This is a genomic window from Geobacillus jurassicus NBRC 107829 (assembly GCF_001544315.1).
GTDB lineage: Bacteria > Bacillota > Bacilli > Bacillales > Anoxybacillaceae > Geobacillus > Geobacillus jurassicus.
This window is the reverse complement of record NZ_BCQG01000018.1, coordinates 1-14783: the sequence shown is the minus strand read 5'-3', so window position 1 is coordinate 14783 and position 14783 is coordinate 1. Positions and strand designations below refer to the sequence as shown.

The 14783-nt window shown below is 54.7% G+C and carries 19 protein-coding genes; 16 read left to right on the top strand and 3 right to left on the bottom strand.

Annotated elements, in window-relative coordinates:
* The first annotated feature begins 155 nt into the window (after nucleotides 1-155).
* From GJ1_RS06690 to GJ1_RS06670, 5 genes are all read left to right on the top strand, one after another.
* Complete coding sequence (locus tag GJ1_RS06690) at nucleotides 156-1202, top strand: YpbB family protein (protein WP_066230191.1); 1047 nt, start codon at nucleotides 156-158, stop codon at nucleotides 1200-1202.
* Nucleotides 1190-2701, top strand: coding sequence for a RecQ family ATP-dependent DNA helicase (locus GJ1_RS06685; RefSeq protein WP_066230188.1), 1512 nt, complete (start codon nucleotides 1190-1192; stop codon nucleotides 2699-2701). The genes GJ1_RS06690 and GJ1_RS06685 overlap by 13 nt, the downstream gene beginning before the upstream one ends.
* Entirely contained in the window at nucleotides 2698-3282 is a 585-nt protein-coding gene (locus GJ1_RS06680; RefSeq protein WP_066230185.1) for a CPBP family intramembrane glutamic endopeptidase, read from the top strand. The genes GJ1_RS06685 and GJ1_RS06680 overlap by 4 nt, the downstream gene beginning before the upstream one ends.
* Nucleotides 3279-3812: a LysM peptidoglycan-binding domain-containing protein gene (locus tag GJ1_RS06675; RefSeq protein ID WP_066230182.1), complete on the top strand. Its 534-nt coding sequence runs from the start codon at nucleotides 3279-3281 to the stop codon at nucleotides 3810-3812. Before GJ1_RS06680 ends, GJ1_RS06675 begins: the two co-directional genes overlap by 4 nt.
* A gap of 112 nt (nucleotides 3813-3924) precedes the next feature.
* Entirely contained in the window at nucleotides 3925-4371 is a 447-nt protein-coding gene (locus tag GJ1_RS06670; protein WP_066230179.1) for a YpbF family protein, read from the top strand.
* Between the two features lie 28 nt (nucleotides 4372-4399).
* On the opposite strand, the gene GJ1_RS06665 is transcribed toward GJ1_RS06670, so the two are convergent.
* From GJ1_RS06665 to GJ1_RS06655, 3 genes are read right to left on the bottom strand one after another with little or no spacing between them, the layout of a single operon-like run.
* On the bottom strand, nucleotides 4400-4969 hold the full coding sequence (locus GJ1_RS06665) for a manganese catalase family protein (RefSeq protein ID WP_066230176.1): 570 nt from the start codon (nucleotides 4967-4969) through the stop codon (nucleotides 4400-4402).
* Between the two features lie 33 nt (nucleotides 4970-5002).
* Nucleotides 5003-5263, bottom strand: coding sequence for a spore coat protein CotJB (locus GJ1_RS06660; RefSeq protein ID WP_031408620.1), 261 nt, complete (start codon nucleotides 5261-5263; stop codon nucleotides 5003-5005).
* Nucleotides 5260-5490 (bottom strand): spore coat associated protein CotJA, encoded by a 231-nt coding sequence (locus GJ1_RS06655; protein WP_012820740.1) that lies wholly within the window; start codon nucleotides 5488-5490, stop codon nucleotides 5260-5262. Before GJ1_RS06655 ends, GJ1_RS06660 begins: the two co-directional genes overlap by 4 nt.
* Nucleotides 5491-5594: 104 nt before the next feature.
* On the opposite strand from GJ1_RS06655, the gene GJ1_RS06650 reads away from it, so the two are divergent.
* From GJ1_RS06650 to GJ1_RS18605, 11 genes are all read left to right on the top strand, one after another.
* Nucleotides 5595-5987, top strand: coding sequence for a hypothetical protein (locus GJ1_RS06650; protein ID WP_066230172.1), 393 nt, complete (start codon nucleotides 5595-5597; stop codon nucleotides 5985-5987).
* 43 nt (nucleotides 5988-6030) lie between these two features.
* On the top strand, nucleotides 6031-6291 hold the full coding sequence (locus GJ1_RS06645; RefSeq protein ID WP_245629350.1) for a metallophosphoesterase family protein: 261 nt from the start codon (nucleotides 6031-6033) through the stop codon (nucleotides 6289-6291).
* An 88-nt stretch (nucleotides 6292-6379) separates the two neighbouring features.
* Complete coding sequence (locus tag GJ1_RS06640; protein ID WP_066230169.1) at nucleotides 6380-6970, top strand: genetic competence negative regulator; 591 nt, start codon at nucleotides 6380-6382, stop codon at nucleotides 6968-6970.
* Between the two features lie 162 nt (nucleotides 6971-7132).
* The gene (locus tag GJ1_RS06635; protein WP_025948501.1) at nucleotides 7133-8404 is read left to right on the top strand and encodes a Glu/Leu/Phe/Val family dehydrogenase; all 1272 of its coding nucleotides are present in this window, start codon (nucleotides 7133-7135) and stop codon (nucleotides 8402-8404) included.
* Nucleotides 8405-8714: 310 nt separating this feature from the next.
* On the top strand, nucleotides 8715-9707 hold the full coding sequence (locus GJ1_RS06625; protein WP_066230165.1) for a YpdA family putative bacillithiol disulfide reductase: 993 nt from the start codon (nucleotides 8715-8717) through the stop codon (nucleotides 9705-9707).
* 55 nt (nucleotides 9708-9762) lie between these two features.
* The gene (locus GJ1_RS06620) at nucleotides 9763-10734 is read left to right on the top strand and encodes an asparaginase (RefSeq protein ID WP_066230163.1); all 972 of its coding nucleotides are present in this window, start codon (nucleotides 9763-9765) and stop codon (nucleotides 10732-10734) included.
* Nucleotides 10735-10822: 88 nt separating this feature from the next.
* A complete protein-coding gene (prsW, locus tag GJ1_RS06615) occupies nucleotides 10823-11500 on the top strand; it encodes a glutamic-type intramembrane protease PrsW (protein ID WP_066230160.1) in 678 nt (225 codons plus the stop codon).
* Between the two features lie 92 nt (nucleotides 11501-11592).
* Nucleotides 11593-12387, top strand: a complete 795-nt coding sequence (gene sleB / locus GJ1_RS06610) for a spore cortex-lytic enzyme (RefSeq protein ID WP_066230156.1) — start codon at nucleotides 11593-11595, stop codon at nucleotides 12385-12387.
* A gap of 16 nt (nucleotides 12388-12403) precedes the next feature.
* Nucleotides 12404-13747 carry a germination protein YpeB gene (gene ypeB, locus GJ1_RS06605; protein WP_066230153.1) on the top strand — a complete coding sequence of 448 codons (1344 nt, stop codon included), beginning with the start codon at nucleotides 12404-12406 and terminating at the stop codon, nucleotides 13745-13747.
* 152 nt (nucleotides 13748-13899) lie between these two features.
* Complete coding sequence (locus GJ1_RS06600) at nucleotides 13900-14568, top strand: flagellar brake protein (protein WP_066230337.1); 669 nt, start codon at nucleotides 13900-13902, stop codon at nucleotides 14566-14568.
* Nucleotides 14569-14620: 52 nt separating this feature from the next.
* On the top strand, nucleotides 14621-14783 hold a 163-nt coding region (locus tag GJ1_RS18605), incomplete at its 3' end, for a YpfB family protein (RefSeq protein ID WP_167346095.1).

The following is a 14783-nucleotide window of genomic DNA, read 5'->3' as shown; positions in this document are numbered from 1 at the left end:
CTTTTCAACAAAAAAATCGCTCTCTTGTATTTTTACACATATGCATCTTATTTAATTTTGTTATTATATGGCTGAACTGCTGCCAGCCGTTCGACTTTTTTCCGCCGACCGGCCGGGCGATTTTTGCTACAATAGAGGCGAAGGAGGAACTTGTGATGCGCCAACGCTATGCCTCTTTTTTGCTCGCCCATTGCCTGCGCCGCTTCAACGGCGAACGGACACTGGCGGCGGTATACCATTTGTTTTCTGGAAAAAAGTCGGCGCAGACGTTGCAAGACAGCAAATGGTTTCAACTTGAATCGTTTTTCGGCACGTGGAAAGACGTGACGATGGCTGTGCTTGAGGGAGCGGCGAGGACGCTCGTTGAACAGCGGTTGGCCGCACCGGGGGGGAACCGGACGTACAGGCTGACGGGGGAAGGGCGGAGGTGGCTCGCCGAGCAGGAGACGTTCTTTCCCCGCCATCTGAACGGCTGGCGCTATCATGAGGCGGAACCGCTGTTTTGGCAGCGGCTTTCGCTCATTGGGCAAACGTTGTCAAACCTCGTTTATGGGCGGCGTTTTGTTCCGATTTGCCGCGATGAACGGACGCTTCAGTGGGTGAAGCAATATTTGCTTGCGAAAGGATCGCGGCAAACGCTGGCCGAGTTGTTTTACAAGGAGCTCGTCCAATTGCTTGAGGCCGTTTCGGAAGAAGCGGCGGCGATCTTTACGCTGCGGCTGACAAGCGCGGTCCGCATCGGCTGGACGATGGAGCAAATCGCCGCCCATTTGCAAAAAGATGCCTTGTACGTGCAGTTTCAGTTCCGCAACGTGCTTCATTACATGATGGCGGAAGCTGAGGCTGGACGCGCTCCGATGATGGCCGAGTTGATGAGCGGACTGGCACCGGCGGTGCTGACGCAATCGGCGCAAAAAACGTACGAATGGCTGCAGAAAGGAAAAACGGTCGGGGAGATTGCCGAACTTCGCCGTTTGAGGCGAAGCACGATCGAAGACCACATTGTCGAAATCGCCGCCAATGTGCCCGGCTTTTCGATCGCCCCGTTTGTGGATGATGAGAAGGCGGCGTCCATCCGGGCGGCGGCGCGGGCGCTCAAGACGCGCAGGCTCAAGGAGATTCGCGAGGCGCTTGACGGCAAGGCCAGCTATTTTGAAATTCGGCTCGTGTTGGCAAAGGAAGTGGGACGTTGGACGAACTGACGAAAATGTTGCGCATGTGGTTTGGACATGACTCGTTCCGCCCGGGGCAGCGGGAAGTGGCGGAAGATGTGCTTGCTGGGCGCGACGTGTTGGCGGTGCTGCCGACCGGAAGCGGCAAGTCGCTTTGCTACCAGCTGCCGGCGTATTTGCTTCAAGGCAGCGTGCTTATCGTTTCGCCGCTTGTGTCGCTCATGGAGGACCAAGTCGAGCAGCTGCGCCGGCGCGGGGAAAAGCGGGTGATTGCTTTTCACAGCCTGCTTGATGCCGAAGAAAAATGGCAGGCGCTCGCTTCGCTTGAAGCGTTTCGTTTCATTTACGCGTCGCCGGAGATGCTGCAGTCGGCAAAATTTTTAGCGGCGCTTCGGCGCGTACGCTTCTCGCTGTTTGTCGTCGATGAGGCGCACTGCATTTCTCAATGGGGATATGACTTTCGCCCAGACTTTTTAAAGCTTGGGGAGATCCGGCGCTCGCTCGGAGCCCCGCCGTGTTTGGCGTTGACGGCGACGGCGCCGCCCGAGGTGCAGGATGATATCATTCGCACGCTCGGAATGGATGGCGCCCGCCGCCATATTTATTCCGTCGACCGCCCGAACATCGCCTTACAGGTGGAGCACTGTTCGTCAACAGAGGACAAAGCGGCGCGCTTGGCCGACTATGCGAGGCGTCTCGAAGGCCCGGGGATCGTTTATTTTTCGAGCCGGCAATGGGCGGAAGAGATGGCGCGCCGGCTCGAACAGTGCGGCGCGGGGCGGGTGGCGTATTATCATGCCGGCATGGACGGGGAACAACGGCTGCTCGTGCAGCAGCAATTTTTATACGGCCAGCTTGACATCGTATGCTGCACGAGCGCGTTCGGCATGGGCGTGAACAAAGAAAACGTCCGGTTTGTGCTTCATTTTCATATGCCGGCCCAGCTCGAGGCGTACGTGCAGGAAATCGGGCGCGCCGGGCGCGACGGGGCGCCAAGCCTTGCCGTGCTATTTTACGCGGACGGCGACCGGGCTATCGCTCAGGCGGTGGCGGAGGCGGAGCTGTTAAGTCCGCACGAGCTGCGTGAGTGGTGTTGGCGGCTGTCGGAAGGATCTGGATGGGAAACAGCGATGGCGGCGCTCGAGGCGGCCGGATTAACCGACATACAAAAGCGGCTGTTGGCGTATTTTTTAGAACGGGAACAACGGGTGATGCCTGGTCGGCTGACGGCAGAGACGAAAGAGCGGCTGTACGGCAAGATGGCGACCGCTATCGAGGCGCGGCGGCGCTGGAAGCGGAAAAAACTGCAGGAAATGGATGAATGGGTGCATTTGTCCTCGTGCCGGCGTCAGGCGCTTGTCCGCGCGTTTGGCGAGGAGCTGACGGATCGGCGGGATGTCTGCTGCGATCGCTGCGGGCTTTCGCTTGACGGCTATGAGCGAGCCGCCCGCCGTCCGGAGGCGGCGCCGGTTCGCCATTGGCGCGAGGAGCTGTGGGACATGTTTTTTGGCGGGGGGGCGGACGAATGAAGCGGCAAAGTGAACAAATCCGGCAGATGACGGAGCGCGAGGTGCTTTTTCACCTTTATTTAACGCAAGGGCTGCTGCTTCTTGCCGCCGGCGGCTGTTCACTCTTTTTGTTCGATTGGGCGGAGTGGCGCCAGCTTTGGCAGTTTGATCTCATCGATGTGCTGCTATACGGAGCGGGCGGGGCGGCGCTCGTGCTGACGGCCGATTTTTTGGCCATGCGCTATTTGCCGGATGATTGGCATGACGACGGTGGAGTGAATGAAAAATTGTTCCGCCGCCGCTCGATTGCGCATCTCTTTTTTTTATGCGCGCTCATCGCTGTGACGGAAGAATGGCTGTTTCGCGGCATCGTGCAGACGCATTGGGGGCTTTGGGCGGCAAGCGCCATTTTTGCGCTGTTGCATGTGCGCTATTTGGAAAAATGGTTTTTGTTTTTGATGGTGGTGCTCGTCAGTTTGCTTCTCGGCGCGCTTTACGAACAGACCCAGAGTTTATGGGTGACGGTTGTCGCCCACTTTTTGATCGATGTGGTGCTCGCTTTGCATATTCGGCTGCAGCGGGAGGAAGGGGTGAAGCGATGAAAGGAATGGAGGGGCGCCGGGCAGGGCGGCGCTTGCGGCTGGATGAGAGCGCGCCGCCCTCACGCATCAAACGGCGGCGGAAAAAAGAGGAACAAAAGCGAAAATACGTACCGTCCCGCCTGCTTGTGTTTTTATTTTTGGCGCTGCCGGCGGCCGTGCTGGCCATCCATCATGTCCAATCGAAGTCGGGCACGGTCACGGTCGTCCGGCATGAAGGGGAGAGCGGCCGTGAGACGGTGCGCATTATTCGGGACGACGAAGTCAAGGGAGCCAAACAGGCGGCCAAACCGAAGCAGAAGGGCGCTGCCGATCAAGGAGACGTCGGCGATCGGGAAAAGACCGACACCAGTGATGAACGAGGAAAAATCATCACCCATGTCGTCGCGGCCAATGAAACGCTCTACAGCATCGCCATGAAATATTACGGCACGCCTGATGCGATCGATCTCATCAAAAAGGAAAACGGCTTGTCGACGGGCCGTCTCAAGCCAGGGCAAACGCTGCGCATTCCGCTTCGTGAAGAACATTGAGCGGCCGCCTTTTTTGATCAAAAAATATGCCTGCCTCCCCTTGCTTTTTTGTTCTAACGCAGTTGGCCGCAGCATATGATGGACAATAGAATGGGACAAGGGGGAGAGGATGATGGTCCATTTTCCGGATGAATTTCCCCTCGATGAAGTGGCGAAAGAAATGTTGCTCGCTGTCATCGAAAAAAAGAAAAAATGGGAGCGGTTTGAAAAGCGGACGTTGCTTTTGCAGGCGGCCGCGTTTGTCGGCTTGGCCGTTTTCCTTCTTTATATTTTGGCCAAGGCGGCGTCTTTCGGGACGTGGGGCGAGCGGATCGCCTGGTTTTTCGCTGCGCCTGTCCATGTGTTCATTCTGCTTCTTCTAGGCACCGTTTATTGGGCGGGCGTCTACTACAAAGGAAAAAGCGAAAAGGCGGAAGACGATTTTCACGCCCTTCGCTGTGAGATCATCCAAAAAAGCATCGATTTATGGAAAGACGAAGAACAGTGGAACGGGCGCCATCGATTGTTTGAATGGATGAAGCGGGAGTACGACATCAATCTTTATTATGAACAAAGCTGAGCGGGGGTTCCGCCCAGCTGCCGTTGGCTTAGAAAACCTTTTTATGGTTGCGCTCCTCTTTTAAAATTTCCACCGCTTCGCGGAACCGCTGGGCATGGATGATTTCCCGCTCGCGCAAAAAGCGGAGTCCGTCGTTTAAATCGGGGTCGTCGCTCATATTGATGATCCACTGATAGGTCGCGCGCGCTTTTTCTTCGGCCGCGATGTCCTCATACAAGTCGGTGATCGGATCGCCTTTCGCTTGAATGTATGTCGCTGTAAACGGATTGCCGGCGGCGTTATGGTAAAATAGGGCGCGCTCATGGTCGACATAATGCGGTTCCAGCCCAGCTTCTTTTAATTGTTCGGGCGTCGCGTCCTTCGTTAATTTGTACACCATCGTCGCGATCATTTCGAGATGGGCGAGTTCTTCCGTACCGATGTCGTTTAGCAGCCCGATGACTTTTGGCGGCAGCGTATAGCGCTGGTTTAAGTAGCGGAGCGCCGCCGCCAGCTCTCCGTCCGCCCCGCCGTACTGTTCGATCAAATATTTCGCCAGCCGCGGGTTGCACGTGCTGACGCGGACCGGGTATTGCAGTTTTTTCTCATAAATCCACATGATCCGTTCCTCCTTGCGTTCATGATGGATCGGCTACACTTGCCAAGGCCACGGTGCGTCGTCCCAGTTCCATGGGTAGTTGGAATAGCTATGGCCAAACTGCTCAAGCGGGCCGTAGGCGGCTTCAAACTGTTTTTTCAGCTGCTTCCGTTTTTGCGCCAGTTGGTTAAACTGTTGAATCGCCTGGTAGTCGTTTGGATGGGTGTCTAAATACAGCGTCAGCTCGACGAGGGCAAAGTCGACGGCTTGCAGCTCCTCGAGCTGCTCGTAATACTCTTTCGGCATTTGTTTCATGAGCCATCACCTTTTGTCTTCGTTTCGTAAGGGCTGTAGTACGGATCGTAAAATACTTGCCAAAGCGTCCCTTTCATCAATGCTTCGCGAAGCGGAAATTGCGGCAAGTTCGGCGGCTGGAATCCAACGTATAAGTTTGGCGCGGTGACGTATGTTTTCACGCGGATCGGCGGGCACGGGTCAAACGGGCTGATGTACGGCTCATATTGTTTTCGCGTTGTGAACATGAAACCCCTCCTTTTTTGGCAAAGTTCAGTCTATATGTATGATAGAGCAGTGTCGTTCATGCCTGTTTGTCATGACGAATCATGGCAATAATAAGGAGGAAAAAATGGGCCGCCTATGGGTGATCGCCTCTGTCGCTGTCATGTGCACGTATTTGTTTTTTCGCTGGCTGCCGCCGTTTGAGCCGTTTTCTCCAGCCTTGTTTTTGACGCAGCTGTTGTTTTCCCCGCTTAGAACATGGCTTTCATTCGCTTGTTTTTTGCTTGGCGTCGCCGCCAACGGAACGCTTCTCCGCATCGCTGCAGCCGGGACGATGCGCTTGTTGTCCGGCCGGCGGCTCCGCTTTGGCCAATGGCTGTTCAGCTTGGCGGCGCTCGGCCATTTGTATTGGGCGTTTCGGTTTCATTGGCGACTGGCGGCGCTTTTTTTCGTTTTTTCCTGTTTATATGGTATGATGTCAATGAGAAACGGTCGGTCGACGCAGGGCAGCCTGCTTTAGCAGGAGGAATTTATACTGTAATAATATGGTAATTATCGCCCTTATGAAAGATGAGCATCACATTTCGCTTTTGTTGAGCGGCCATACGCACGGCGGGCAAATCCGGTTGTTTTCGTTTGGGCTGTATGAAAAGAGAGGACTTAAATGGCGCGGCCGCACTGCTTTATTCACGAGCAACGGCTATGGAACGATTGGGGCGCTGCTCCGCCTCGGAGCGCCGGCAGAGGCTCATCTCATCACGATTGCATCTGAAAAGCAAACTGCTGAGAAAAAATGCTTGTCTAAAACAGGGCAAACGATGTAAACTCATTAATAACAATAAAACGAACCAATTGCCGCTTGCGTCATACAATAACGGTAAGAGATGGCTCTGTAGGTAAGGAGGGGTGCCGATGCGTCTTGAGCGCTTGACCCACAACAAAATTAAAATTTTCCTGACGTTTGACGATTTGCTGGACCGCGGGTTGACGAAAGACGATTTATGGAAAGATACGTTTAAAGTTCATCAGCTGTTCCGCGATATGATCGAGGAAGCAAGCGAAGAGCTCGGTTTTGAGGTGAACGGATCGATCGCGGTCGAAGTGTACTCTTTACCGGCACAGGGCATGGTCGTTATCGTCACAAACGAAGGCGACTACGACGACATCGAAGAAGAGTTCGCCGACGATTATATCGAAATGCAAGTAACGCTCGATGAGAGCGATGACATATTTTACGAATTCCAAACGTTCGAAGATGTCATCCAGCTCGCTCATCGCCTCCATGCGGTCGGTTGCCTTGACGGCACGCTCTATTCCTACCAAGGCCGCTTTTACTTGCATGTTCCTGATGAACCGCCGATTCCGCTCGACAACTTTGTCGCCTTGCTGGCCGAGTTTGGCAGCCCGGCCACGATAACGATACATCGTGTGCAAGAATATGGGAAGCGGCTGATCGAACGCCGCGCGATCGAGCAGCTCGTTCGTTATTTCCGCGCCAACTGAGGAAGAGAAAGACTCCTTGAAATGGACAAGGAGTCTATTTTTTCTCGCGGGTCGTTCCGTGGGCCGCTTCGTCATTTTTCCTTTGCATCCGCCAACAGAAGGTGTATACTATGACATGAAAGGCGACAAATTATTATAGCGAGCTTATAGGAGGTTTACGGTATGGCAGCCGATAAGCATACGGAAGAGAAAGAACAACAATACGACGTGCTGGCATCGACACAAATTGTTATACATAGAGCGTTGGAAAAGCTCGGCTATCCGGAAGAAGTGTACGAGCTGCTGAAAGAGCCGATCCGCGTGTTGACGGTTCGCATTCCGGTGCGCATGGACGACGGGTCGGTGAAAATTTTTACCGGCTACCGCGCGCAGCATAACGATGCGGTCGGTCCAACGAAAGGCGGCGTGCGCTTTCATCCTGATGTGACGGAGCGCGAAGTGAAAGCGCTGTCGATTTGGATGAGCTTAAAGTGCGGCATCGTCGACTTGCCGTATGGCGGCGGCAAAGGCGGCATCGTCTGCGACCCGCGCACGATGTCGTTCCGCGAGCTCGAGCGGCTAAGCCGCGGCTATGTGCGCGCCATCAGCCAAATCGTCGGCCCGACAAAAGACATCCCGGCGCCGGACGTGTTCACGAACTCGCAAATTATGGCGTGGATGATGGATGAGTACAGCCGCATCCGCGAGTTCGATTCGCCGGGCTTTATCACGGGAAAACCGCTTGTTCTCGGCGGTTCGCACGGCCGGGAAACGGCGACGGCCAAAGGAGTGACCATTTGCATCCGCGAGGCGGCGAAAAAACGCGGTTTGTCGCTCAAAGGGGCGCGCGTCGTCGTGCAAGGGTTTGGCAACGCCGGCAGCTATTTGGCGAAGTTTATGCACGACGCCGGGGCGAAAGTCGTCGGCATTTCCGATGTGTACGGCGCCCTGTACGACCCGAACGGGCTCGACATCGACTACTTGCTTGAACGGCGCGACAGCTTTGGCACGGTGACGAAGCTGTTTAAAAATACGATTTCGAATAAAGAGCTGCTTGAGCTCGATTGCGATATTTTGGTGCCGGCGGCCATCGAAAACCAAATTACGGCCGAGAACGCTCCGCGCATCAAGGCGAGCATCGTCGTCGAGGCAGCGAACGGACCGACGACGCTCGAGGCGACGGAAATTTTGACGCAGCGCGGCATTTTGCTCGTTCCGGACGTGCTTGCAAGCGCCGGCGGCGTGACCGTGTCGTACTTCGAATGGGTGCAAAACAACCAAGGTTACTATTGGACGGAAGAAGAAGTCGAACAGCGGCTTGAGAAAGTGATGGTCAAAGCGTTCAACAACGTGTATGAAATGGCGCAGACGCGCCGCGTCGACATGCGCCTTGCCGCCTACATGGTCGGCGTCCGCAAAATGGCGGAAGCGTGCCGGTTCCGCGGCTGGGTGTGAGCGCAGCCAACGCTTGCACGTGTTGGCCACAAACAATCGCCTGTTTTTCCGCTCCTCGGGACAAGAGCGTTGGCGGGCGGCATTCATCGAATCTTGAAGTGTCGGCTGCTTGAGGAGGCGCTTGTCGCGCGTTCGGCCGGCGTTCTGGGCTTTGTTGGTTGCGGCGAAAAAGCGGAAGATCGAACGATGGCCATCATTGGCCATTGCGCGGATCGCCATGCCCCGAATAAGCGCCGATGTTTGCAAGCTTTGGCGAAATCCCCTATCATAAGATAGGGGATTTTTTGCTTCGTGCGAGGTGACAAGAACGATGAAAGAGGAGAAAATTATTATCGTCGGCGGCGGGCCGTGCGGGCTGGCGGCGGCGATCGCTTTGCAAGACGTCGGATTTTCGCCGCTCGTGATCGAGAAAGGAAACATCGTCCATTCGATTTACCGTTTTCCGACGCATCAGACGTTTTTCAGCACGAGCGATCGGCTGGAGATCGGCGGCGTGCCGTTTATCACTGAAAACCGGAAGCCGACGCGAAATCAAGCGCTCGCCTATTACCGCGAGGTCGTCGTCCGCAAGCAGGTGCGCGTCAATACGTTTGAAGAAGTGAAAACAGTCAAGCGGCAGGAAGACGGGACGTTTTTTATTGAAACGACAAAAGGGACGTACCGCGCGCAATATGTCGTTATCGCCACCGGCTATTACGACCATCCAAACTATATGAACGTGCCGGGGGAAGAGCTGCCGAAAGTGATGCATTACTTTAAAGAAGCGCATCCGTACTTCAACACTGACTGCGTCGTCATTGGCGGGAAAAATTCGAGCGTCGACGCGGCGATGGAGCTTGTGAAAGCTGGAGCGCGCGTGACGGTGCTGTACCGTGGCAACGAGTATTCAAAAAGCATTAAGCCGTGGATTTTGCCGGAGTTTGACTCGCTTGTGAAGAAAGGCGTCATCCGCATGGAGTTTCGCGCCCAGGTGAAAGAAATTACCGAAGATGCGGTCGTTTATGAAGTGGACGGGGAAACGAAAACGATCAAAAACGACTTTGTGTTTGCCATGACCGGCTATCATCCGGACCATCGCTTTTTGATGAACATCGGCGTCCAGATCGACCCGGAAAGCGGCCGGCCGCATTACGATCCAGAGACGATGGAAACGAACGTGCCGGGGGTGTTTATCGCCGGCGTGATCGCCGCCGGCAACGATGCGAACGAAATTTTTATCGAAAACGGCCGCTTCCATGGAGAGTATATCGCCGCCTGCATCGTCCGGCGCGAACAGGAGGCGTCAGCCAAGCAGCGGCAGTAGCGCTTCATGGGCCAATACCTTATGATGTTGAAGCGAGAAAGCGAGGGTGGCTTGCGTGACGAAACGAAAAGTGGTGCTGCTTGCAACCGGCGGCACGATTGCGAGCAAGCGTAGCGAACGCTCCGGCCGCCTGAGAGCCGGAGCGCTAAGCGGTGAAGAGCTCGCGGCGATGTGCCATTTGCCGAAGGAGATTGAAGTCATCGTTGAGAGCGTGTTTCAACTGCCGAGCATGCATTTGACGTTTTCGCATTGGCTCGAGCTGAAAAAGCGGATTGAGGAGCATTTCGCCGACCCGTCTGTTGATGGCATCGTCGTCACTCATGGGACGGATGCGCTTGAAGAAACGGCGTATTTTTTCGATTTGACGATCAATGATCCGCGGACGATCGTCGTCACCGGCTCGCAGCGGGCGCCGTCTGATTTAGGCAGCGATGTGTACATCAACATCCGCCATGCCATTTACGCCGCATGCGCCGAGCCGCTGCGTGGAGCAGGGACGGTCGTTGTGTTCAATGAACGCATTTTTGCCGCGAAATACGTGAAAAAAGAGCACGCCTCGAACATTCAAGGGTTCAACGCGTTCGGTTTCGGCTATTTAGGCATCATTGACAACGATGAGGTGCACGTGTACCAAAAGCCGATCCGGCGCGAATATTACAAGCTTGTGCGCCCGCTTCCACCCGTGGACATTGTGAAATGTTATTTAGAAGCGGACGGCAAGTTCATTAAAGCGGCTCGGGAAAGCGGCGTCGCCGGCATTGTGCTTGAAGGGGTCGGCCGCGGGCAAGTGGCGCCGAAAATGGTCGATGAGATCGTCAAGGCGATCGAAGCGGGGATCAAAGTCGTTGTGACGACAAGCGCTGAGGAAGGGGCGGTGTACACGACGTACGACTATCCCGGCAGCGCCTACGATTTGCATAAAAAAGGCGTCATTCTTGGCAGCGACTACGATGCGAAAAAGGCGCGCATCAAGCTTGCCGTCGCTCTTGCTGCCGACGCCGCCGTTGACGGCTTGTTCGCCTATTAGGCGACAAGCGGGCCAGCAATTCCTCTTTTTTTCTCCCTCGTTTCGTGGTACGATGAAGTTAAAAATGCCAAAGAAACGGGGATCGGGGATGTTTTCGTTGATTTCCGCCGGCGTCGCCCCCGGGGTGGCGCTGCTTAGTTATTTTTATTTAAAGGACGAATATGAGGCTGAGCCGCTTTCGTTTGTGTTGCGCATGTTTTTGTTCGGCGTCTTGCTTGTGTTTCCGATCATGTTCATCCAATACGTGCTGGCGGAAGAAGGGATCGTCGCGTCGCCGGCGGTCGAAGCGTTTCTTTCGGCCGCGCTCCTTGAGGAGTTTGTCAAATGGTTTGTCATCTATTTTTTTGTATACGACCACGACGAGTTTGACGAGCCGTATGACGGCATTGTGTACAGCGCCAGCGTCTCGCTCGGGTTTGCGACGCTGGAAAACATTTTGTACTTATTGGCCAACGGAGTGGAGACGGCCATCGCCCGGGCGTTTTTGCCGGTGTCCAGCCATGCGCTCTTTGCTGTCATCATGGGTTTTTATTTCGGCAAGGCGAAGTTTGCCGGCCAAAAACGCCGCTATTATTTATGGGCGTCGTTTTTGCTGCCGTTTTTTCTCCATGGCGTCTATGATTGGCTGCTGCTTGCCAAAGAGCGATGGGGATATTACATGGGGCCGTTTATGCTCGCCTTATGGTGGGTGGCATTGCGCAAAGTAAAACAAGCGAAAGGATATGCCCGCTGCCAAGCGGTGCCGCCAGTGAAAAGTCAAGCGTGACATGCTTGGCTTTTTCTTTTCTTTTCGCATAAAAAAGGGAAATGGAAGGAAAATAGGGGTAAAAACGGTGTGTGTGGACGGGAGGTTCGCATATGGCAAGGAAATGGGTCCTATTCATCGCATTGGCTGTTTGGACATGCATTTACCCATCAGGCTATGCTTCCGCGTTTTCTCCGCAAGTGATTCAGCGCGGAGCGGTTGGCGATGATGTCATTGAACTGCAGGCGCGGCTGCAATACCTCGGGTTTTACAACGGGAAAATTGACGGTGTCTTCGGCTGGCGCACGTATTGGGCGCTGCGCAATTTCCAATACGAATACGGCTTGCCGGTCGACGGGTTGGCTGGGGCAGAGACAAAACGAAAATTGGTAAAGGCTTCAAAATATTACGAGCAGTTTGTCAAAGAGCAAATCCGCCAAGGAAACGATTTCACCCATTACGGCGGCATTCCGCTCAGCCAGCAGGTGAAAAAACGCGGCGGAGGTTCGTCGCGGGCGGCAATAACGACGGCGTCCAACGTGCCGAAAGGGTTTTCGCAAAACGATATTCGGCTGATGGCAAACGCTGTTTACGGGGAAGCGCGCGGCGAGCCGTATATCGGGCAAGTGGCTGTTGCCGCCGTTATTTTAAACCGGCTTGAGCATCCGTCATTTCCGGACACGGTCGCCGGGGTGATCTTTCAGCCCGGCGCATTCACCGCGGTCGCCGATGGGCAAATTTGGCTGACGCCAAACGAAACGGCAAAAAAAGCGGTGCTTGATGCGATCAACGGCTGGGACCCGACCGGTGGAGCGATTTACTACTTCAACCCGGCCACGGCGACGAGCTCATGGATTTGGAGCCGTCCGCAAATCAAGCGGATTGGAAACCATATTTTTTGCAAATAATAAGGAGGGAGACAGGATGGTGCGAAACATACTGATTGCGGCGCTTGTCGTCGCCGTCATCGGCACCGGCTACTGGGGCTATCGCGAGCATCAGAAAAAAAACGCAATCTTAATTCATGCGGAAAACAATTATCAACGCGCGTTCCACGATTTGGCCTATCAGATCGATTTGCTGCATGACAAGCTTGGGGCGACGCTGGCGATGAACTCGCACGCCTCGTTGTCGCCGGCGCTCGCTGAAGTGTGGAAAATTGCATCCGAAGCCCACTCCGACGTCGGTCAACTGCCGCTGTCGCTTTTGCCGTTTAACAAGACGCAAGAGTTTTTATCGAAAATCGGCGAGTTCAGCTACCGGACGGCGGTGCGCGATCTGGAAAAAGAGCCGTTGACAAAGGAAGAGTACAAGACGCTCGAGGCGCTGTACAAAAACGCCGGCGCGATCCGCCAAGAATTGCGCAACGTGCAGCATTTAGTGCTGGAAAACAATTTGCGTTGGATGGATGTTGAGCTGGCGTTGGCGACGAACGACCAAAAAGGAGACAATATCATTATTGACGGCTTTAAAGCGGTGGAGAAAAACGTCGATACGTTCTCGACTTCGTCTGAGTTCGGCCCATCGTTCATCGGCCTCGCTAACGAGGAAAAAGGCTTTGTCCGCGCAAAAGGACGCCCGATTTCCAAAGACGAGGCGAAGCGGGTCGCCCGCGAGTTTCTCGGCTTAAAAGGAACAGAGAAAATTAAGGTGACGGAAAGCGGCAATGGGGCGGACGAGCGGTTTTACAGTTTAACGATTCACGACTCGAAAACAAAAGGCGATATTTACATGGATGTGACGAAAAACGGCGGATATCCGATTTGGGCGTTAAACAGCCGTCCGGTCGGCAAGCCGAAGATCAGCTTGCATGAGGCGCTCAACCGCGGGATGGCGTTTTTGCGCCGGCACCAATTCACCGGCTTTGAGCTGTATGACAGCACGCAATACGATAATGTCGCCGTGCTGACGTTTGTCAAAAGCGAAAACGGCATCCGCATTTACCCGGAAGCGATCCAAATGAAAGTAGCGCTTGACAACGGCCATGTCGTCGGTTTTACGGCACGCGATTATTTGTCATCGTCGATCCCGCGCCCGCTGCCAAAACCGACGCTCACCGTCGAGGAGGTGAGGAAAAAGGTCAACCCGCATTTGAAAGTGATGGAGCAGCGCCAGGCAGTCATTATGCACGATTTGCAAAAACCGGTGCTTTGCTATGAGTTTTTAGGAACGCTTGGCGGTGAAACGTATCAACTGTTCATTAACGCCGCAACCGGCCTTGAAGAAAAAGTCGAGAAGCTCGAAAGCGTGGAGCCGAACTACGGATGAACATAAGGGAGGAAAAGCGGGGACTGTCGGCTTTTCCTCTTTTTTTGGCAAAGGCAGCCGGGCGGTATGGTATAATAGTCGTGGGACATCATGCGGGTCAGCGAAACGATCGCCGGTTCGGCAGCTGGCTGAAAAGGGGAAAAGGAAACATGATGATCAAAATCGGGGATTCGATCCGGCTTGAGCCGTCGGACGGCTCAGCGCGGCAATACCGAAGCAAAGCGCTCGCCATCGCTGACGGGGCGGTCCATATCAGCTATCCTATCGATGAACAGAGCGGAAAAACCGTTTATTTGTTGAACGGGATGCAGTTTAGAGCGAGCTTTGTCGGGCAAGACGGCGGTTTATACATGTTTGATACTGAGGTGAGAGGGAAAATCCGCGATCCGTTGCCGATGGTCGTCTTGGCTTACCCGGGCGAGGAATACGTCGTGCGCATCCAGCGCCGCCGCTATGTGCGGGTGAAAGCAAATGTCGATGCGGCTGTCCATCCGCTTGGCGGCGAGTTCGCCCCGTTTGTGACGATGACAGTCGATATCAGCGCCGGCGGAGCTGCCCTTCTTGTTCCATCGTCGCACGCTCCGCTTCTGCGCCCCGGCATGGCGGTCGAGCTATGGCTTGCGCTGGCGATGCGCTCCGGCGAATACCATTACGTACAGACGAAGGCGTCCATCGTGCGCATGGCCGATGGCAGCCGCGGCATGGCGAAAATGTCGGTGGAGTTCACAGACCTCGCCCCCCAAGACCGCGTTCGGCTCATCCGCTACAGCTTTGAACGGCAGCTTGAGGAGAGGAAATGGGAGAACGAACAGAATAAATGAGCCGGATGCGTGGAATACTGCTAGAAAAAATGGAAGGCAGGAGGCGCGGGCCATGAAACGGATCGAAGGGCTGTTGTGGAAGCTTGTCGTCATCCAAGCGGTTTGCTTGTTGATCGCCCAATGGCTTGTGCTGTACACCAAAGCCCCCTTGTATATCGGCAAGGTGTACGAATACGAAGGGGTAGCCAAGCCGGAAAAAATGAAAACCGTTGAAG

Excerpts from the sequence above, each read along its gene's own strand:
- GJ1_RS06635 (WP_025948501.1), top strand. The coding sequence starts at position 7,133 with ATGGCAGCCGATAAGCATACGGAAGAGAAAGAACAACAATACGACGTG.
- GJ1_RS06650 (WP_066230172.1), top strand. The coding sequence starts at position 5,595 with ATGGGCCGCCTATGGGTGATCGCCTCTGTCGCTGTCATGTGCACGTAT.
- GJ1_RS06625 (WP_066230165.1), top strand. The coding sequence starts at position 8,715 with ATGAAAGAGGAGAAAATTATTATCGTCGGCGGCGGGCCGTGCGGGCTG.
- GJ1_RS06645 (WP_245629350.1), top strand. The coding sequence starts at position 6,031 with ATGAAAGATGAGCATCACATTTCGCTTTTGTTGAGCGGCCATACGCAC.
- GJ1_RS06665 (WP_066230176.1), bottom strand. The coding sequence starts at position 4,969 with ATGTGGATTTATGAGAAAAAACTGCAATACCCGGTCCGCGTCAGCACG.
- GJ1_RS06675 (WP_066230182.1), top strand. The coding sequence starts at position 3,279 with ATGAAAGGAATGGAGGGGCGCCGGGCAGGGCGGCGCTTGCGGCTGGAT.
- sleB (WP_066230156.1), top strand. The coding sequence starts at position 11,593 with ATGGCAAGGAAATGGGTCCTATTCATCGCATTGGCTGTTTGGACATGC.
- GJ1_RS06600 (WP_066230337.1), top strand. The coding sequence starts at position 13,900 with ATGATCAAAATCGGGGATTCGATCCGGCTTGAGCCGTCGGACGGCTCA.
- GJ1_RS06655 (WP_012820740.1), bottom strand. The coding sequence starts at position 5,490 with ATGTTCACAACGCGAAAACAATATGAGCCGTACATCAGCCCGTTTGAC.
- GJ1_RS06680 (WP_066230185.1), top strand. The coding sequence starts at position 2,698 with ATGAAGCGGCAAAGTGAACAAATCCGGCAGATGACGGAGCGCGAGGTG.
- ypeB (WP_066230153.1), top strand. The coding sequence starts at position 12,404 with ATGGTGCGAAACATACTGATTGCGGCGCTTGTCGTCGCCGTCATCGGC.
- GJ1_RS06660 (WP_031408620.1), bottom strand. The coding sequence starts at position 5,263 with ATGAAACAAATGCCGAAAGAGTATTACGAGCAGCTCGAGGAGCTGCAA.
- GJ1_RS06640 (WP_066230169.1), top strand. The coding sequence starts at position 6,380 with ATGCGTCTTGAGCGCTTGACCCACAACAAAATTAAAATTTTCCTGACG.
- GJ1_RS06670 (WP_066230179.1), top strand. The coding sequence starts at position 3,925 with ATGGTCCATTTTCCGGATGAATTTCCCCTCGATGAAGTGGCGAAAGAA.
- GJ1_RS06690 (WP_066230191.1), top strand. The coding sequence starts at position 156 with ATGCGCCAACGCTATGCCTCTTTTTTGCTCGCCCATTGCCTGCGCCGC.
- prsW (WP_066230160.1), top strand. The coding sequence starts at position 10,823 with ATGTTTTCGTTGATTTCCGCCGGCGTCGCCCCCGGGGTGGCGCTGCTT.